The sequence below is a fragment of the Bradyrhizobium iriomotense genome (assembly GCF_018129405.1).
GTDB classification, from domain to species: Bacteria; Pseudomonadota; Alphaproteobacteria; order Rhizobiales; family Xanthobacteraceae; genus Bradyrhizobium; species Bradyrhizobium iriomotense_B.
In genome coordinates this window covers 72251-89082 of record NZ_JAFCLP010000015.1, presented here as the reverse complement: position 1 = coordinate 89082, position 16832 = coordinate 72251, and the positions used below count along the sequence as shown (strand labels likewise).

Annotated in this window: 14 protein-coding genes; all 14 read right to left on the bottom strand. The window is 64.1% G+C overall.

What is annotated here, in order from left to right; translation table 11 throughout:
• Positions 1-54 precede the first annotated feature (54 nt).
• Positions 55-1374 (bottom strand): DUF3422 family protein, encoded by a 1320-nt coding sequence (locus tag JQ592_RS26555; RefSeq protein ID WP_211405726.1) that lies wholly within the window; start codon positions 1372-1374, stop codon positions 55-57.
• A 39-nt stretch (positions 1375-1413) separates the two neighbouring features.
• Entirely contained in the window at positions 1414-3438 is a 2025-nt protein-coding gene (locus tag JQ592_RS26550; protein WP_433996437.1) for a TonB-dependent receptor, read from the bottom strand.
• A gap of 280 nt (positions 3439-3718) precedes the next feature.
• Complete coding sequence (locus tag JQ592_RS26545; RefSeq protein WP_211405724.1) at positions 3719-4813, bottom strand: HoxN/HupN/NixA family nickel/cobalt transporter; 1095 nt, start codon at positions 4811-4813, stop codon at positions 3719-3721.
• A 622-nt stretch (positions 4814-5435) separates the two neighbouring features.
• Complete coding sequence (locus JQ592_RS26540; protein ID WP_211405723.1) at positions 5436-6197, bottom strand: SDR family NAD(P)-dependent oxidoreductase; 762 nt, start codon at positions 6195-6197, stop codon at positions 5436-5438.
• Positions 6198-6218: 21 nt separating this feature from the next.
• Complete coding sequence (locus JQ592_RS26535; protein WP_211405722.1) at positions 6219-7958, bottom strand: nitrilase-related carbon-nitrogen hydrolase; 1740 nt, start codon at positions 7956-7958, stop codon at positions 6219-6221.
• Between the two features lie 11 nt (positions 7959-7969).
• The gene (locus JQ592_RS26530; RefSeq protein WP_211405721.1) at positions 7970-8959 is read right to left on the bottom strand and encodes an acetamidase/formamidase family protein; all 990 of its coding nucleotides are present in this window, start codon (positions 8957-8959) and stop codon (positions 7970-7972) included.
• Between the two features lie 33 nt (positions 8960-8992).
• Positions 8993-9721: an ABC transporter ATP-binding protein gene (locus JQ592_RS26525; RefSeq protein ID WP_211405720.1), complete on the bottom strand. Its 729-nt coding sequence runs from the start codon at positions 9719-9721 to the stop codon at positions 8993-8995.
• Positions 9714-10430: an ABC transporter ATP-binding protein gene (locus tag JQ592_RS26520; protein ID WP_211405719.1), complete on the bottom strand. Its 717-nt coding sequence runs from the start codon at positions 10428-10430 to the stop codon at positions 9714-9716. The genes JQ592_RS26525 and JQ592_RS26520 overlap by 8 nt, the downstream gene beginning before the upstream one ends.
• Positions 10430-11494: a branched-chain amino acid ABC transporter permease gene (locus tag JQ592_RS26515; protein WP_211405718.1), complete on the bottom strand. Its 1065-nt coding sequence runs from the start codon at positions 11492-11494 to the stop codon at positions 10430-10432. Before JQ592_RS26515 ends, JQ592_RS26520 begins: the two co-directional genes overlap by 1 nt.
• A 15-nt stretch (positions 11495-11509) precedes the next feature.
• Positions 11510-12382, bottom strand: coding sequence for an ABC transporter permease subunit (locus JQ592_RS26510; RefSeq protein WP_211405717.1), 873 nt, complete (start codon positions 12380-12382; stop codon positions 11510-11512).
• Between the two features lie 85 nt (positions 12383-12467).
• The gene (locus JQ592_RS26505; protein WP_211405716.1) at positions 12468-13709 is read right to left on the bottom strand and encodes an urea ABC transporter substrate-binding protein; all 1242 of its coding nucleotides are present in this window, start codon (positions 13707-13709) and stop codon (positions 12468-12470) included.
• Between the two features lie 10 nt (positions 13710-13719).
• Complete coding sequence (locus tag JQ592_RS26500) at positions 13720-14385, bottom strand: ANTAR domain-containing response regulator (protein ID WP_211405715.1); 666 nt, start codon at positions 14383-14385, stop codon at positions 13720-13722.
• A complete protein-coding gene (locus JQ592_RS26495; RefSeq protein ID WP_211405714.1) occupies positions 14382-15542 on the bottom strand; it encodes a transporter substrate-binding domain-containing protein in 1161 nt (386 codons plus the stop codon). Before JQ592_RS26495 ends, JQ592_RS26500 begins: the two co-directional genes overlap by 4 nt.
• 284 nt (positions 15543-15826) lie before the next feature.
• On the bottom strand, positions 15827-16747 hold the full coding sequence (locus JQ592_RS26490; protein ID WP_211405713.1) for a LysR substrate-binding domain-containing protein: 921 nt from the start codon (positions 16745-16747) through the stop codon (positions 15827-15829).
• Positions 16748-16832 lie beyond the last annotated feature (85 nt).

Here is a 16832-nt window from a genome sequence, read left to right as displayed (position 1 = left end):
CCCCCGAGCATCGGCCGCTCCTAGCACAACAGCAAGGCCCCGGCTTGAGGGAACTCAATCATGTCCGCCCGACGTGCCCCCGTCGTGCTTCAGATGCCGCTGGCGGATCCGGTGCGTGACGATCCAGACCAAGCCGACCGCCACCGGCACGAACAAGGCGGTCGCCAGCGACGGCTCGACATGCAGGCCGCCGTCATGCGCGCCCTTGGCAAGATAGCCGAACAGGCTGACGACGTAATAGCCGATCGCCGCCACCGACAGGCCCTCGACGGTGCTTTGCAGGCGCAGTTGCAGCTTGGTGCGCTCGTTCATCGAACGCAAGAGGTCGCGGTTCTGCTCCTCGAGCTCGACGTCGACACGGGTGCGCAGGAGATCGGCGGCGCGCGCGAGCTTGATCGACAAATCGGCCTGGCGATCCCCCAGCGCAGCACAGGTCCGCATCGCCGGCGCCATCCGGCGGGCAAGAAACGACGACCAGGTCGGATAGCCCGCGATCTCGCCGCCCTCGATCACCGCAAGGCGCGCCTGCACGATGTCGTAATAGGCCCGGCTGGCTCCGAACCGGAACAGGCTACCGGCCGCGCCGCGCTCGAGCGTGGCGGCAAGCGCCGTCAGTTCGGTCAAGAGGTGGTTGTTGAGCTTGAGATCCGCCGAGCCCTGCATCTCCTCGAGCACATCGACCAGCCGGCGCCCGATATGATCGACCGACGGCGCCAGCTCGAGCGCGGCCGGCAGGCCGAGCAGAGCCAGCGTTCGATAAGTCTCGATCTCCAGCACGCGCTGCACCAGCGCGCCCAGACGGCCCGGCGACAGGCCGTCGTTGCAGACCAGGATACGCACAAAACCCTGCTCGTCCGCGCGGAAGTCGGAGGCGACGACGGCAGGACCACTGCGCACAGTGGCCATGGCAAGGCTGCCCCTCTCGAACAGCTGCTCGGCGCGCTCGACCGCGGCCGACGTCTGCTCGACCTCCAGCTTGAGCGCGACCAGCAATTGTCCGGCCTGCGGCAGCGCGCGGATCAAGGCGGCAAGCTCCTTGTCCATGGCACCGAACGGCTGCGCGGAGCTCGCGCGGCTCCAGATCCAAGTGAACGTCGTGAATTCGGAATGCTGCTCCCAGCGCAGCATGATTGCGCCGATGGTCACCTGATGGTGCTTGGCCGAGACCTCCGGTGTGGGTAGCCCTTGCGCCGCACAAAACGCCGCGAAGCTTTGCCGATCGCCGGCGGCGACATCGCCCTGGCTGAGAAATGCAAAGCGCAGCACGCCGAGCGGGGCGGTCAGCCGCGTGAACGGGCGGGCGTGCACCTCGCTCAGCACCGCGTCGCGCTGCGGATGCAGCGTAAAGTCGGCGAGATCCGGACCGTTGTTCATCGACAAGTCCTCGGCTCCTGGTTGCACGGCGTGCCTCTTCTAGAACGTCCCGGCCACAGTGACGCGAAACGTCAGCGGCTCGACCGGATGCAGCAAATAGTCCATCACGCCGCTCCGGCACACGGCCATGGGCGCTGCGCCTGACGTACAGAGAGTGTAGAGCGTATCGGTCTTCAGCAAGGAGCCATAGACATAAGTGATCTGGTTGGCTCTCGTATCGAACAGATTGAGCACGTCGAGCTGGATACGCCAGCCATTGTCGGCACGGTAGCCGAGGCGTCCGTTGAAGATGCTGGTGGCAGACGAGCGGAACGCGTTGTCCTCCGTCAGCGGGCTGGCGGCGAGATAGCGCCAGCGCAACGTCCCGAACCAGCCCGTCTTCTCGCCGAGTGTGATGCCGGCCGATGCCACCATGGGCGGCGCGTTCGGAATGTAACGGCCGGGCGCATTGCCTGCTTGCGCCTCCGGATAGCCGGCCAGCGAGGCATAGACCGCAGCCTGGTCGCCGTCATAGCCGCGAAAGCGTGCATGGGTCATCGCCAGATCGGCGTCGATGTCGATCCAGGATCGCGGGCGGTAATGGTTGGTCCATTCGAAACCATAGCGGCGGCTGGCGCGCCTCGCCTCGGTGTCGCCGGCGTCGCCCAAGAACAGGATCTCGGAATCCTGGTCGAGGATGAAGACGCTGAACGAGCTGTCGAGACCGGGAATGAACCTGCTGCGGACGCCAATCTCTGCGCCCCTTGTGCGCACCAGCAGTGGCGACGGGGAGACTCTTGTCGCGGGATCGCCCGGATCTTCCGTCGTCGTGGCACCGCGGGCGTCGTTCGAGTGCAGGCCGTAGCCGGCACCGAAGAAGAATTCAGTCCGGTTGAAGGGGCCGAGCGCCATCCTGAATTTCGGGCTGCCGAGCACGGCATCGGCGCGGCCGGAATTATTGGAGTTGAACAGCGAGGTGACGTTGGCGGCGTAATAATCGCCGCGCCAGCCGAGCGTGGTCCTGAACCAGTCGGTCCAGCGCACCGTGTTCTCGGCATAGACGCCGACACTGCCCTCGCCGACCCTGTCGCTGCGGACATTGGCAAGGAAGTTGCGCTGGAAGGTGCCGGTGAGCGCCAGGTCGATCGCGTCGTAGCGCGACTGCAGGCCGAAGGTGGTCTGCATCGGCAGACCCGCAAACGAGCCGCTCAGCGTGCGCGCCACGTTGGCACCGGCCATCACGCGGTCGTCGTGCTGGTGGAACTGGTCGCCGAGCACGGGATCGCTAAGGAAATAAGTGAAGTTGTTGAAGAGATCGAGCTGGCTCTTCACGACATAGGCATTGGCCTTCCACGACCCCGCATCGTCGCTCTGCGCGACGCGCGCCGACAGCGCGAAGCGATTGGTGTTGCCGCCGTCGGTGGGATCCTCCGAGCCGAACCGGCCGAGCAGGCCGGCCGCAAGCGCGCGCTGCGGCACCTGGTCGGTCGAATTCCATCTGTTGACATAGGCCATGCCGGTGACGGACACGCCGTCAGTCGCGGTGCCCTGGCTGTAGCGCATGAGCCCGTTCAGCTTGCGGACATTGTCCGGATTGTCCCAAGGACCATTGTAGGTGCCGACTTCGCCGGCAACTAGCAGCGAGCCGTCGCCGGCCTTGGCGGAGTCCATGCCGAGCAGCCGGCGATAACCGAAGCCGCCGGCCGTCACCTGCGCAAGGCCCTTTTCGGTGCGGTCGATCAGGCCGATATGGACGCTGCCGACGGATGCGAAATCGCCCTCGTCGGCGAAATACGGCCCCTTGCGAACATCCATCGCACCGATGGTTTCCGGGATCAGCCAGTTGAGATCGGCATAGCCTTGGCCATGCGCGTGGGTCCGCATGTTGACCGGGACGTCATCGACATAGATGGCGAGGTCGGTGCCGTGGTCGAGATTGTAGCCGCGCAGAAAATACTGGTTGGCTTTGCCCTCGCCGGAGTGCTGGGTCACGATCAGCCCCGGCACGGCTTCGAGCACCTCGCCGGGGCGCGCCACCGGTCGCGCGTTCAACGCCTCACCCGACACCGTCAACTGGCTCGCCATGCTCGGCGCGACGGCCGGGCCGGAGGCCGTGCCGCGGCCGTCCGATGCGACTGATGTCACGACCGGATGGACCACGATGCGGCTCGTGGGCGCGGCGTTTCGTTTGGGGCGGCGCGTCGATGAGTGTTGCTTCTGCCGCGGGGTGTCGTCAGGAGTCACTTGGACCGGCGGCAAGTTGGTGTGATCGCCGTCATGCGCAAAGCTGCGCGCGCCATCGATCAAGAGGACGCAGGCGCTTAGCGCCGAAACCCTGCCACACTGCCGGCCGAGTGCGGCAGCCCTAGGCCACCTCGACCGCATCCGCGCACTCCAACATTTCGGGCTCGGCGCGGACGAAGGCGCACGACCAGCCCTCGCCCCTGGACGCAGCGCGATACAGCAGGAAGGATACAAGCCAGGCGACCGCGAACAGCGCGATCACCGCAAAGCCGAAACTGGCAAGGGAGTCGTTGAGATGATCGACCAGCGTCCAGAGCCCGCCGGGCAGCCCGAACCGCTCGCCGATCAGGCCAAGCGCCTCGACACCGCCGATGAACAGCGCGACCGCGATGGAGGCGCCGGTGATCGTGAGGTTGTACCAGAGCTTTCGCATGGGATCGACAAGGGCCCAGCGATAGGCGCTGACCATGAGCGCGGAATCCGCGGTGTCGACCAGGGCCATGCCGGCGGCGAACAGCGCTGGAAATACCAGCACATGCGACAGCGACAGGCCGCGCGCGGCTTCGGTGGCGGAGATGCCGAGCAGGCCGATCTCGGTCGCGGTGTCAAAACCGAGCCCGAACAGGAAGCCCAGCGGATACATATGCCAGGACTTCGCCACCATGCGGAACATCGGCGCGAGCAGATGCGCGAGGAAGCCACGGCCGGCCAGCAGCGTGTCGATCTTCTCGGCGTCGTGGACGCCGCTGTCGCGCAGCGCGCGCATGGTGCGCCACAGGCTGACGAAGATGATGAGGTTGAGCACCGCGATCAGCAGCAGGAAGATCGCGGAGACCGACGTGCCGATCAGCCTGCCGATGCTCTTGAGCAGGCTGTCGCCGCCAAGACTCACCGCGCTCACGGCGAGCAGCACCGTCGCGATCACGACCACGGTGGAATGGCCGAGCGCAAAATAGAGGCCCGCGGTCCGCGGCGCGCCGCCGGCATGCATCAGCTTGCGCACGACGTTGTCGATGGCCGCGATATGGTCGGCGTCCACGGCGTGGCGCAGGCCGAACACCCAGGCGAGCAGCGCGGTCGCCATGACAGCGGGCCGGTCTGCGAACACGGCGAAGGCCCATGCCCAGGCCGCGACATTGGCCGCGACGAGCCCGCCGAACAGCAGGAGCGTGCCCGGCTCAACCGCGCGCAAAGACAACCTCGTCAATTGCTCCATCTACCCGAGCCTTACGGTATGACGTCTATCACAAACCATCATACCCACAGCAAGAGACAGGCCACTCTTGATCTAGTTCGCACGGACACCGCATCGATGGCCGCCAAATTGTTGTCGCTACGACAGAATTTTGCGCCAAACTCATCAAGATGCCGAAGCAGCGTGTATCGCCTTTGCTGGCAACAAACTATCCATCGAATTTGCCAAGTGACCGGCCGGCTGCCGCGACAAGTTCAAGCAACCTGACCTGCATCGCCAAGGCGCCGACGAAATTCGGGACACGGACCTCGGTGCCCAGTCAGGGGTATGAGTTCGCAGGCAATCCTATGGGCGTTCGAGATTGTACGATTGGCAGCGCAAGCGCTGCCAATCGCGCTCCAAGAGCTCTCAGTTGGATCAGCGGAGCCACGCTAATGCGCGCATACATGGCCCTAGACGAGTGCATGAATTGGAAGCGAAAATCACATCTTCGGATTATTCGCGAGAGGAGCGGCCTCAGCACGCAGCATGCATATGCGCTCCGCACGATTGCGTGCCGACCTCAGGTTACGCAGATGGTCGACGGCAACAAGGGCGTCCACTGCGTCCTAATCCCGCATGCCCTGATTGCGCCCTCGCCAGGCTAGAACTGCACGCCGCGCGTCAAGGCACCGTCGACGACGAGGTTCGTCCCGGTGATGAAGCTCGCCGCGCGGCTCGCGAGAAATACCACCGCGTTGGCCATCTCCTGCGGCGTGCCCATCCGTCCCGTCGGATTGAGCGCCAGCGCGGTCTTGTAGAGCTCGGGGTTGTTGTCCTTAATCATGTTCCAGACGCCCCCCTCGAAATAGGTATTGCCCGGCGAGACCGAATTGGCGCGGATGCCCTTTCCCGCGAGCTGATTAGCGAGCCCTTGCGTGTAATGGACGATCGCTGCCTTGAAGGTGCCGTAGGGACCGGCGGCGAAGTCGACCTCGCGACCGGAGACGCTGGAGATGGTGACGATCGCGCCGGCCTTGCTCTTCTCCAGATACGGCATGGCTGCATTCACCAGCCGCACCGTGCCCATCATGTCGGTCGAGAACTCCTTCTGCCAGCTTTCGTCATCCTGTCCGATCGCGAGCGCGCTGACATTGGCGACGACGACATCGACGCCGCCAAGCTTTGCCGCCATATCGCCAACCCAGGCGTTCAGGACGGCTGCGTCCGCGACGTCCACCGCACCGCCATAGGCTGCAACGCCCTTGGCCTTGAGCGCAGCGACCGTGCTTTCGACCTCGGCCAGATTGCGCGAGCACACACCGACATCGGCGCCCTCGGCGGCAAATGTCTCGGCGATCGCGCGGCCGATTCCCTTGGTGCTTCCGGTGACGAGAACCTTGGCGCCCTTAAGTCCCAAATCCATGGTCGGCTTCCTTTTCTTGGTTCAGTAGTTCTTCGCAGCCACTTTGACCAATCCGCGATAGCTGTGCGGCATGCGCATCGACACCAGATCCTTTCGGCGCACCACATTGGTCGGATAGACGCTGTCGAGATTGGTGGTGTCGACCAAAGCGGTTGCAAGCCCTGTGCCTCCGGCCGCGATCGCCTCCCGTCGCGGAAACGCGAACGTGTCAGGCCCGAATACGCCGCTCAGCCCGGGATAGCCACGCTTGGGATCGACGACATTGGCGAAGGCGACGAACAGATTGTTTTCGCCCGCGCGAACGCGGAGATGATGCCAGTGATGCGGATCCGGGCCGGTCGGGATCGGCTTCGGCTGTTCGACCTCCGTGCCGGCATGCGACGAACTGAAGCGTCCCTTGATCGCGGCAGGACAGGCGATGAGATCGCAACCGCGTAGCGCGAGCACCCGGCCCGCCTCCGGAAACGAGGCGTCGTGACCGATCAACAGCCCGATGCGGCCGACCGAGGTGTCGACGACGGTCCAGCCTTCTCCGGCCGTCGCCCAGCTTCGCTCGTCAGCGGTGAGATGCGTCTTGCGATAGACCGAGATGTCCCCATCCGGCGCGACAAGGCAGGCGCTGTTGTAGAGCGTGTCGCCGGCGCGCTCCGCAAGGCCGCAGACGAGATAGAGACCCAGCTCCTCGGCGAGTTCCGCAAGGCAATCGGTCGCCGGGCCAGGTATTGGCTGCGCCGTTCTTGCGGGATTGCCGAGACCGGTCACCGCGAGCTCCGGGAACACGACGAGATCCGCGCCTTCCGCGCTGGCCTTGCGCGCGAATGCCGCGATCTCCGTGAGATTCTGGTCGATGTCATCGCGAGGTGAAAATTGCGCGACACTGACCTGCGATGTCTTTCCGGCCGGCCACGGCTCATGACCATAGAGACCGAAGAAATCGCACGGGTTCCAGCTGAATGTGTCGGTCAAGAGCTCCGGATAGAGCTCGGGCCGGCGCTGCGCGAAAACGGCTTCGCCGAGCACGCGGCGCGCCCGCGCGGCATCGAGATCGATCTCCGAGAGCAGCACGCCGTCGCCCTTGTCAAGCACGGCGATCACCTGCCCGTCCGGCGCGATCACGCAGCTGCCGCCGCTGAACTGTACGGTGCGTTCGATTCCCCATCGGTTGCTTTCGATGACGTAGCAGCCGTTCTCAAAGGCGCGGCTGATCCAGTAAGGCGCCGGCGTGCGCTCCGCCAACCAGTTCGAGATGTGGCAGATGACGTCGGCGCCGCCGAGCGCCATCAGCCGCGCCGTCTCCACGAAGTGAATATCCATGCAAATCAGCAGCGCGATGCGCCCGATCGGCGTCTCGAACACCTGGTTATGCAGATCGCCCGCCGCCGCCCATTTCGGCTCGGAGATATAGGGATGCGTCTTGCGGTGACGGCCGACGATGCCGTCAGGCCCGATCAGGACGGCCGCATTGAAATAGATGTTGTCCTCGTCGACCTCGGGCATGCCGACCACGATGTAGCAGCCATGTTTGCGCGCCAGCGCTGCGAAACGATTTGTTGTCGGTCCCGGGATGGTCTCGACGAACGGTGCGACCTCGGCCCGGTCGAACCAGCAATAGCCCGTCGTTCCCATCTCCGGCGTGACGATGAGCTTTGCGCCCGCCAACGCCGCCCGCTCGCAGAGCTCGAGCAGGCGCGCGATGTTGCGCGCCTGCTCGAACATGGTCGGCTCGAACTGGACGGCGGCGACCTTGTGAAGGGTAGACATTCCGATCGGCCTCAAGCGAGATAGGACTTCTTGATGGAGGCGCCCAACGTGTATTTGGGATCGACCATGTTGCCGAGCCTGACACGGCCAGCCTGGGTCAGCAGCATGTAGGCATCGATCTCGTCGAAACCGTAATCGGCCGCCATCCAGCGGCACAGCTCGCGATAAGCGATGCGGGCCGCATCCTCCATCGGCCTGGCCGAACCGATGGTCATGATGAAGTCCTTCGTTTCCAGCCGCGGCCAAGCGATGGTCCAGTTCTTGATGAGGTCGACCTGCACCGTGGTAACGGTCGGATGCTCGATGGCGACGCCGCAGAGCTCGCCATCGCCTTGCGCGGCATGACAATCGCCGAGATAGAGCAGCGCGCCCTTGGTGTTGACCGGCAGGTAGATGACGGCGCCGACGCCGATATCGGGCAGATCCATGTTGCCGCCGTAATAGTCGGGGACCAGCGAGGAGATCGCCTCGATCTCCGGCGAGGTGCCGATGGTGCCGATGAAGGGCTCATAGGGGAGCGTGATCCTGTCGTTCCATTTGGTGCCGGTCTTGGCGTCGATCTCGAGCTTCTTGACCCGCTCCGGCAGCGCCGGGTTGAGCAGCGCCGTGTTGCCCGTACTGACCAGGCCACCGAATTCCGGCATGATCACCGTGGTCCCACGCGGCTGCGGCCCTCGCGGCACGATACTCTCGATGTAGACCGCCAGCGTGTCGCCCTTCTCGGCGCCGTTGACGTGGATCGGCCCGTTCTGCGGATTGAGGAACGGGAAGTTGAGGATCTTCGACGGGCTGTCGGTCTCCTTCTTGATGGCGCCCTCGAACGCGTCATGGGTCTCTGCGGAGACGACGGCGCCGGGATCGACGGTCAGCACCGGCTTCACATAGGGGCCGTAGACATAGTGGTACTTGCCCTGCTCGCTCTCGGTGATGGTGTACATTGTGCCGCGCTCGCCTTTGGCGACGCCCTTGCGGGCCATGATGGAGTCTTTCTGCCAGGACATTTGCTTTTCTCCTTCTGTCGTTGGCGTCAATCTTCAAACCGCGAGATGACGGCGCATCTCGGCTGCGTCGTCGAGCGCCGTGCGATCGAGGTTTGCGACGATGCGGCCCTTGTCCATGACGTAGCAGCGCTGCGCCATGGCGCGGATCATGTCGAGATTCTGCTCGACCAGGATGATGGTCACGCCGGTCCTGCGATTGAGCTCGACCATGTTGCGCGCGATGTCCTGGACGATGTTGGGCTGGATGCCCTCCGAGGGCTCGTCGAGCAAAATCAGATTGGGATCGGCGATCAGCACGCGGCCAATCGCAAGCTGCTGCTGCTGGCCGCCGGACATGGTGCCGGCGCGCTGATGCCAGCGCTCTTCGAGGATCGGAAAGGCCTCGACGATCTTGCGCCGGCCGGCTTCGGGAATGCCGCCGCCCTTGATCGCAGCGCCAACAGCGACGTTCTCGCCGACGGTCAGGCGCGGAAACACGTCGCGCCCTTGCGGTACATAGCCCATGCCGAGACGCGCCCGCTTGTGCGCGGGCAGCGATTCCACCGCCTCGCCGCGATAGACGATCGAGCCGCCCATCGCCGGCACGAGCCCGATCAGGCTCTTCATCAGCGTCGACTTGCCGACGCCGTTGCGTCCGATCACGGCGACGATCTCGCCTTCCCGCACCTCGATCTCGAGGCCCTGGAGCACCGGCTTGCCACCATAGCCGGCGCGCAAACCAAGAGTCGAAAGGATCACTTCCTTGCGCGGCGTATCAAGCATGGGCCTGCCCCAGATAGATCGCCGCCACGCGCTCGTCGGCCACGATCTCGTCGATGGAGCCCTGCGCGAAGACCTGGCCGAGATGCAGCACGGTGACGCGGTGCGCGACCTGGCGCACGAAGGCCATGTCGTGCTCGATCGCCAGCACCGTCATGCCGTCGGCATTGAGACGCTGCACCATCTCGCCGGTCATGTGGGTTTCCTCCGGCGACATGCCGGCGGTGGGCTCGTCCAGCAGCAGGAGGCGCGGCTTCAGGCTGATCGCCATGCCGATCTCGAGCCATTGTTTCTGGCCATGGCTGAGATTGCCTGCGGTCTGCGTCTGCTCGGATTCGAGGCCAAGGAAGGCCAGCAGCCGGCCGATCTCCGCGTCGAGCTCTGCCCCGCGGTGCCGACTCTGAAGGGCGATTTCGAGATTCTGACGGACCGACAAGCCCTTGAAGACGCCGGGCACCTGGAACTTGACCGAGAGGCCCCGGTGAATCCGTGCGAAGGATTTCAGCGCGGTGATATTCTCTCCGGCGAAGAGAATGTCGCCGCTGCCGGGATGATGCTCGCCGAGGATCAGGCGGAACAGTGTACTCTTGCCGGCGCCGTTGGGGCCGATCAGGCAATGGATCTCGCCCGCCCGCAGCGTGAGATCCACGGAATTGGTCACGTGCAGGCCACCGAAATGCTTGTTCAGCTTGCGCAGCTCGAGCAGCGACATCAGCCGGCCCTCTGCGTGAGGCGGGTGGCGATGCGGCCGAGCCAGTTCATCACCCCGAGCACGAGACCGTTGGGCGCGATCAGGACCGTGAGCACCAGCAGCACGCCCATGAAGACCAGCGCGTACTGGCTGCCGTAGATCGTCAGCGCCTGGAACGCGGCCAGCACCACCAGCGTGCCGATCACCGTGGACGTCAGATCGCTGCGGCCGCCGACCGCGACCCAGATCAGCGGCAGCGCCGCCGCGGTCATGCCCATGCTGGACGGCGTGATGTACTGTCCCCACACCGTGTAGAGCACGCCGGAGAGTCCTGCGAGCGCGGCGCCGATGACGAAGGTGATGAGCTGGTACTTGCGCACGTCATAGCCCAGCATCTCGGCCCTTTCTGGGTTCTCGCGGATCGCGACGATGATGTTGCCGAACGACGAGTTCATCAGAATGCGCAAGGCCAGATAAACAAAGACCAGAAGGCCGAGCACGAGGTAGTAGAGGCCGACATCGGCGAACAGCACGATCGGCTCACCCGGCCACGGGATGGTGAGCGGCGGCATCGCACTCATACCGTTAAAGCCGTTGAGCCGTGCACTGCCGATGTGCCATTCCGGCCCAGCAGTCTGCGCCATAAAGCGCTCCAGCATCAGCGTCACCGCGAGCGTGACGATGCCGAGGAAGACGCCGGCGATGCGGCCGAAGAACATAAAATAGCCGAGCAGCACCGCGACCAGCGCTGCAATCGCCACCGCAATCACCAGCGCCAGCAGCGTGAAGCCGTAAGCGGAGCCGAAATTGATCGTCAGCACGCCATAGCCATAGCCCGCGATCCCGAAGAACGCGGTCTGTCCGAAGGAGAGCGAGCCGCCATAGCCCCAGATCACGCAGAGGCTGAGCGCGATGAAGACCCAGACGAAGAAGTACACCGTGTTGCCGACGGTGTACCCGTCGCTGAACAGCGGATAGGCCAGCGCGACGGCGAGCACGAGCGCGAACAGACTCCAGAAGCCCGGACCGCGGCCGACGGTCTGCGGGCCTTCGAGACGGCGAAACAGCGAGAGGAAACCGGTCACGACGCCATCACTCCGTCAGGTGCGCTCGCGCAGCACGAAGCCGGAGATGCCCTTCGGCAGAACCCGGACAACAATGATGACGGCAACCAAAAGGCCGATCTGGCCGAACAGCTGCCCCTGCCAGGACGTCATTACCGATTTCACCACCGCAAGGACCCCACCGGCCGGCGCCGTGCCGAGGAAGACGTCGGCGCCGCCGATCACCACGGTCACGAAGGCCTCCATGATAAAGGTCGCCCCCATCGTCGGCACCAGCGTCATGGTCGGCGCGTAGAGCCCGCCGGCGAGGCCGGCGAGCCCGGCGCCGCAGGCGAAGGTGAGGCTGTAGATCAAGCGCGTATCGACGCCGAGAGCCGCCGCCATGTGCGGCACCTGGATGGTGGCGCGCGCCAGCACACCGAAGCGCGTCCAGTTGAACAGCGCGTAGAGCGCAGCGAGCACGCCGAGCGCGGCGCAGAACAGGACGATGCGGTAGATCGAATAGGAGTAGTCGCCGACCTGAAAGCTGCCGAAGGGCGTGCCGACACCGGCCATGGTCGAGCCGACCATGATCAGCGTGCCCTGCGTTGCGATCAGGCTGAGCCCCCAGGTGGCGACGATCGTATCCAGTGGGCGGTCATAGAGATGGCGGATGACCGCGAGCTCGACCACGACGCCGACAAGCGCGGATACGATCGTCCCGGCCAAAATGCCCAGCGGTAACGGCAGGCCGGCATGCACGGTCGCCGCGGTGACATAGGCGCCGCACATGATGAACTCGCCATGGGCGAGATTGATCACGCCCATCATGCCGAAGATCACCGCGAGCCCGCAGGCCGAGAGCACCAGGAACGCAAAAGCGTCGCCGAATTGATAGAGCGCCGAGAAAACGTGGGTCGCGATATCCATGAATCAACCGATGTGTGGGGAGACGCGGTGAGGTATCCGTGATCGCCCCGGCCCGCCGCGAGGGCCGGAGCGACCAGCCGCCGGGTCAGGGTTTCGGCGGGGGATTCGATGGCGTGTACTGCGCCATCGGATCTTTCTTGGTGAGATCGCAGCCGGCTTCACCCAGCCAATACGGCTTGATGTCCTCCCAGACCTTCGGGAAGGAGATCGAGTGATCGGCACCGACCTTGGCGAGGTAGATCGTATGCGACATGTGCTGGCTCTTCGGGTCGATGCAGACCTTGCCTTCCGGCGCGTCCATGCAGACATCGCCCATCGCGATCACCTTGCGGATCTCCTCGCGCTTAGTCGACTTCGCCCGCTCCACCATCTGCTTGTAGAGATAGACGGCGAGATAGGAGTTCTCCGCCTCCTGGTTGACATAGGGCTCGCTCGGGAATTTCGCCTTGAACTTGGCGTAGAACTCCTTGCTCTTCGGGGAGTCGATCTCCTCGATGTAGTTGGTGGTGACGTACATGTCCTTCAGGCTCGGCGGCTTGAACCGCTTGTGCTCGTAGCCCTGACCGACGTTGACGGAGGATGCCATCGGCAGGTTGACGTTGGCGGAGGCCGCCTGCTCGTAATAGGAGGCCTGCGCAGTGCCGACCAGAAGCGTGACCACGAAGTCGGGCTTGGCTTTCTGGATGTTCTGAATGCTCTGCGAGAATTGCGACACGCCGAGCGGGATGAACTCCTCGCCGGCCATCTTGCCGCCGTTCTCCTTGACGATCTTGCGGACCCATTCCGCCGAGATCTGGCCGAAATTGTAGTCGGCTGCGAGCGTGTAGACGTTCTTGCCGTACTTCTCCATCATGTAGGGGATAAGCGTCGAGAACTGCTGCTCCGGCACGGCGCCGGTGACGATCATGTGGCCGTCGCAGACGCCGCCTTCGTACTGGTTGTTGTAGAAGGCGAAGCCGTTGAACTGGTCGACGATCGGACGGTACGCCTCGCGCGAGGCCGAGGAGAAGCCCGCGAACACGACGTCGACCTTGTCGCGTTGGAGCACGCGCCGCATGAATTCCTGGTAGCGGGTGTTGTCGGATTGAGTGTCGTAGGCCACGAGCTCCAGCGGCCGGCCCATGATGCCGCCGGCCTTGTTGATCTCGTCGGCGGCGAGCTGGATGGCGTGGACCTTGCCTATCGTCGCCGCGGCGAAATCGCCGGACTGATCCTCCAGCACGCCGAGCTTGATCGGGTTTTCCGCTGCGAGCGCCTGATGTAATCCGAGGACAAGCGTCCCCGTGAGGGCTGCGGCGCGCAGCCCCCGCAATACAGACTTGCTCATTTTGCTTCTCCTAGATGGCCTGCTTGTTGCCGCCTTGCAGCATGATGCCGGTCGTGCGGCCGGACGTGTCGGGCGGCTTCGCCCGCCTGCTCAGAAACTCCTCGCAATAGAGTTCCATGTTCTGCCGCGCGTGCATGCTTTCGCGACGGAGCTGGGAATAGGCACCCTCCTCGTCGAGACTGTCCTGCTGCATCAGCAGGATGACGGCCCGGATCACCGCGCGGCGGCCGCGGCGGCGTTCCTCGAGGCCCTGCAGGCGCTCGTACATCTCGGCGCGCAGCAGGAACTGGTTGATGCCCATGAACAGGGATGTGTAGACCGCGCCGCCATGCACCGGCTTGCGCAGGAACGAGGTCGCGCCGAGATTGACCAGCGCCTTCAGTCGGCTCGGCGCCTCGACGCCGACCAGGCCGATCACGGGTACCGGCGGCAACCGCGAGGCCGGGTTGATCTCGATCGCAACCGCGCCTTCGAGATCGCCGTCGACGAACAGGATGTCGCGATCGGCCTGGAGGCTCGCAGCGTCGATCAGGGCGCGGCCGTCGATGATTTCAGGATATTCGGTCGAGACGCCGAGCTTGGCCAGCGTGGTTTCGAGCGTGCTCTCCCATCCCCCTCGCCGTGTGACGACGATGGCGCGGCCGCCCTTGAAGTTCTGTAGCAGTCGAGAGCTCATGATTGCACCACTTTCAAAAGCGGAGAGCGCATTGCGCTGGCAAAGCGCGGCGACGACTGGACGAGATAGGGATCGGGCGCGATCGGCTCGCGGGATTCCAGCAGCACCTCGAATTGCCCGTTGGCGGCCGAGCGGCCAATCCGCGGCGTGAGCCAGGCGTGAAAGGTCTGCCGGTCGATACGAACCTCCCCTTGCGGCGCGCGCAGCCGCTGGTCGGCGACGGCAGCCCGCACCGTGCGGGCATCGTCGGTGCCGGCCTGCGACAAGGCCGCGGCGAGCAGCTTGACGGCGATGTAAGAGGCTTCGGCATCGGCCGAGGACACCGGTCCATCCGGAAAGGAGCGCGTATAGGCGCCGATGAAGGCAGCGTTTTCGGGCGAGTTCAGTGACGAGAAATAGACGCTCGAGGACAGGTGTCCATCGACCGCATCAGGACCGATCTCCGGCAGTTCCGGTTCCGACAGCGTGCAGCTCGCAACCGGGATTTCCGCAGCCTGGTCGATGCCCTGCGCGCGGCAGGCTGCACGGAACGCGCGGAAGAAGGCGTAGGCGCTGGTGCCGATCAGATTGTTGAAGACGAAATCGGGGCGCTGGTCGATGATCGCCGCGATCACCTGGTCGACCTCGGTGTCGCCGACCGAGAGATAGCGCTCGGCAAGCACGGTACCGCCGCGCGCCGTCAACGCCTCGCGAAAGATGCGGTTGTTCTCCCACGCCCAGATGTAGTTGGAGCCGACGCAGAAGGCGCGGCCGCCGACGCGTGAGGCGAGATAATCGACCAGCGGAAGGACGTGCTGATTGGGCGCGGCGCCGGTGTAGATGACGTTATCGGAGCTCTCGAACCCTTCGTAGTGCGACGGATACCAGAGCAGGCCGTCGAACTTCTCAAAGCAAGGAATGACCTCCTTGCGGCTCGACGAGGTGTAGCAGCCGACAACCTGACGGATCCCCGAATTGAGCAGTTCGTGACTGAGCGCCCGGTACCGGGCGAGATCGCCGGTCGGATTGACCACGACCGGCTCCAGCGCGATAGCACCAGCGCCGGCGTTGATCTCGTTGAATGCGAGCAGTGCCCCATTGAGCATCGAACGCGCGACGACGCTGTACGACCCCGTCGTCGAGAACATCACACCGATGCGATACTGCGTCCGCGCCATAACTCAATCCAAAACAAAAAAGCGCCCGCCGGCCGTTAAGCCGAGGGCGCCCTCGCCGCCAACCGAACACGCGAGATGCGCGTGGTGTTGGAAATGATTTGAACTCGTCGCGTTGACGGGCTGAGCTGCCCAACGCTTGAACGATACGGTCGTTGAGATCGAAAGCGAAGTCAAGCGCGTTATTGCAGCGAAGATTGCCGCAATTCGTGTCGACGTGTAGCAAAACTGTGCAAGTGCGAGCCCGTTGCAACGACGCTCCACCTCGCCGAGCACGAGCGGCCCGGTCAGTCGAACTGGACCGGTTCCGATCCGGGATAGGAATGAGCGACGAACTCGCAGAACGCACGCGCCGCCGGAGATAGCTCTGCCTTGCTCTTCCAGGCAAGCCCGACATCCATGGTGTGGACATCGTCATCGAGCGTCTTGAGATCGATGCGATGTCCCTCGAGCGACCAGGGCCGGTAGACCATGTCAGAGAGAATGGTGATTCCCATACCGGTCGCGACCATGCTGCGAACAGCTTCGACCGACAGGGTCCGGAAGATGACGTTTGGGACGCGCGCCGTGTGCTGCCAGTAGCGCATGGCGGAGCGCTCGGCCTCGTCGACGGTCAACATCAGATAGGGTTCGCTCGCCAGATCTTCCAGCTTGATACTGTCCTTTCGGAGCAGAGGATGATTGGCGCAGGTCCATAGGCGGCGGGGCGAGCGTAGCAACAGACGAGACCGGATAGAGAGTCGATCATGCAGGTTGGAGACCAGCATCACCGCCGCATCGACACTGCCGCTGATCAGGCTCTGCTCGATCGCATCGCGCTGAAACTCGTGCAGACGCACCGTGATCCCTGGAAAGGACCGCCAGAAGCGCGACAACAGCGGCGGCAGGAAATATCCGGCGATCGTATAGCTGACCGCCACATCGACCGTCCCATCAACCTGTGATCCCCAGCGATGCGGCCCCCGCATCGCGTCGGACACGCTGGCCTCGATGGTGCGGGCGCGCTGCAAGAACTCCTGTCCGTCAAAGGTCAGCGTCACGCCGTTCGAGTGGCGATCGAACAATTTGCGCCCGAGCTCGGCTTCGAGCGCCTTGATGGACGCCGTGACTGCCGACTGCGTCACGTTCAGAGCTGCCGCCGCAGCCGAAACCTGTCCTGTCTCAGCCGTTGCAATAAAGTGCCGAACCTGACGGAACGTCAGAGACATCAAAATTTCCGATATCAGTGAACGATATTTCGAATTTTACAATCCCCCGGTGGAACGGAAAAATCAATCCATCGGTTCGTGGGTG

Excerpts from the sequence above, each read along its gene's own strand:
- JQ592_RS26555 (WP_211405726.1), bottom strand. The coding sequence starts at position 1,374 with ATGAACAACGGTCCGGATCTCGCCGACTTTACGCTGCATCCGCAGCGC.
- JQ592_RS26550 (WP_433996437.1), bottom strand. The coding sequence starts at position 3,438 with ATGGCGAGCCAGTTGACGGTGTCGGGTGAGGCGTTGAACGCGCGACCG.
- JQ592_RS26545 (WP_211405724.1), bottom strand. The coding sequence starts at position 4,813 with ATGGAGCAATTGACGAGGTTGTCTTTGCGCGCGGTTGAGCCGGGCACG.
- JQ592_RS26540 (WP_211405723.1), bottom strand. The coding sequence starts at position 6,197 with ATGGATTTGGGACTTAAGGGCGCCAAGGTTCTCGTCACCGGAAGCACC.
- JQ592_RS26535 (WP_211405722.1), bottom strand. The coding sequence starts at position 7,958 with ATGTCTACCCTTCACAAGGTCGCCGCCGTCCAGTTCGAGCCGACCATG.
- JQ592_RS26530 (WP_211405721.1), bottom strand. The coding sequence starts at position 8,959 with ATGTCCTGGCAGAAAGACTCCATCATGGCCCGCAAGGGCGTCGCCAAA.
- JQ592_RS26525 (WP_211405720.1), bottom strand. The coding sequence starts at position 9,721 with ATGCTTGATACGCCGCGCAAGGAAGTGATCCTTTCGACTCTTGGTTTG.
- JQ592_RS26520 (WP_211405719.1), bottom strand. The coding sequence starts at position 10,430 with ATGTCGCTGCTCGAGCTGCGCAAGCTGAACAAGCATTTCGGTGGCCTG.
- JQ592_RS26510 (WP_211405717.1), bottom strand. The coding sequence starts at position 12,382 with ATGGATATCGCGACCCACGTTTTCTCGGCGCTCTATCAATTCGGCGAC.
- JQ592_RS26505 (WP_211405716.1), bottom strand. The coding sequence starts at position 13,709 with ATGAGCAAGTCTGTATTGCGGGGGCTGCGCGCCGCAGCCCTCACGGGG.
- JQ592_RS26500 (WP_211405715.1), bottom strand. The coding sequence starts at position 14,385 with ATGAGCTCTCGACTGCTACAGAACTTCAAGGGCGGCCGCGCCATCGTC.
- JQ592_RS26495 (WP_211405714.1), bottom strand. The coding sequence starts at position 15,542 with ATGGCGCGGACGCAGTATCGCATCGGTGTGATGTTCTCGACGACGGGG.
- JQ592_RS26490 (WP_211405713.1), bottom strand. The coding sequence starts at position 16,747 with ATGTCTCTGACGTTCCGTCAGGTTCGGCACTTTATTGCAACGGCTGAG.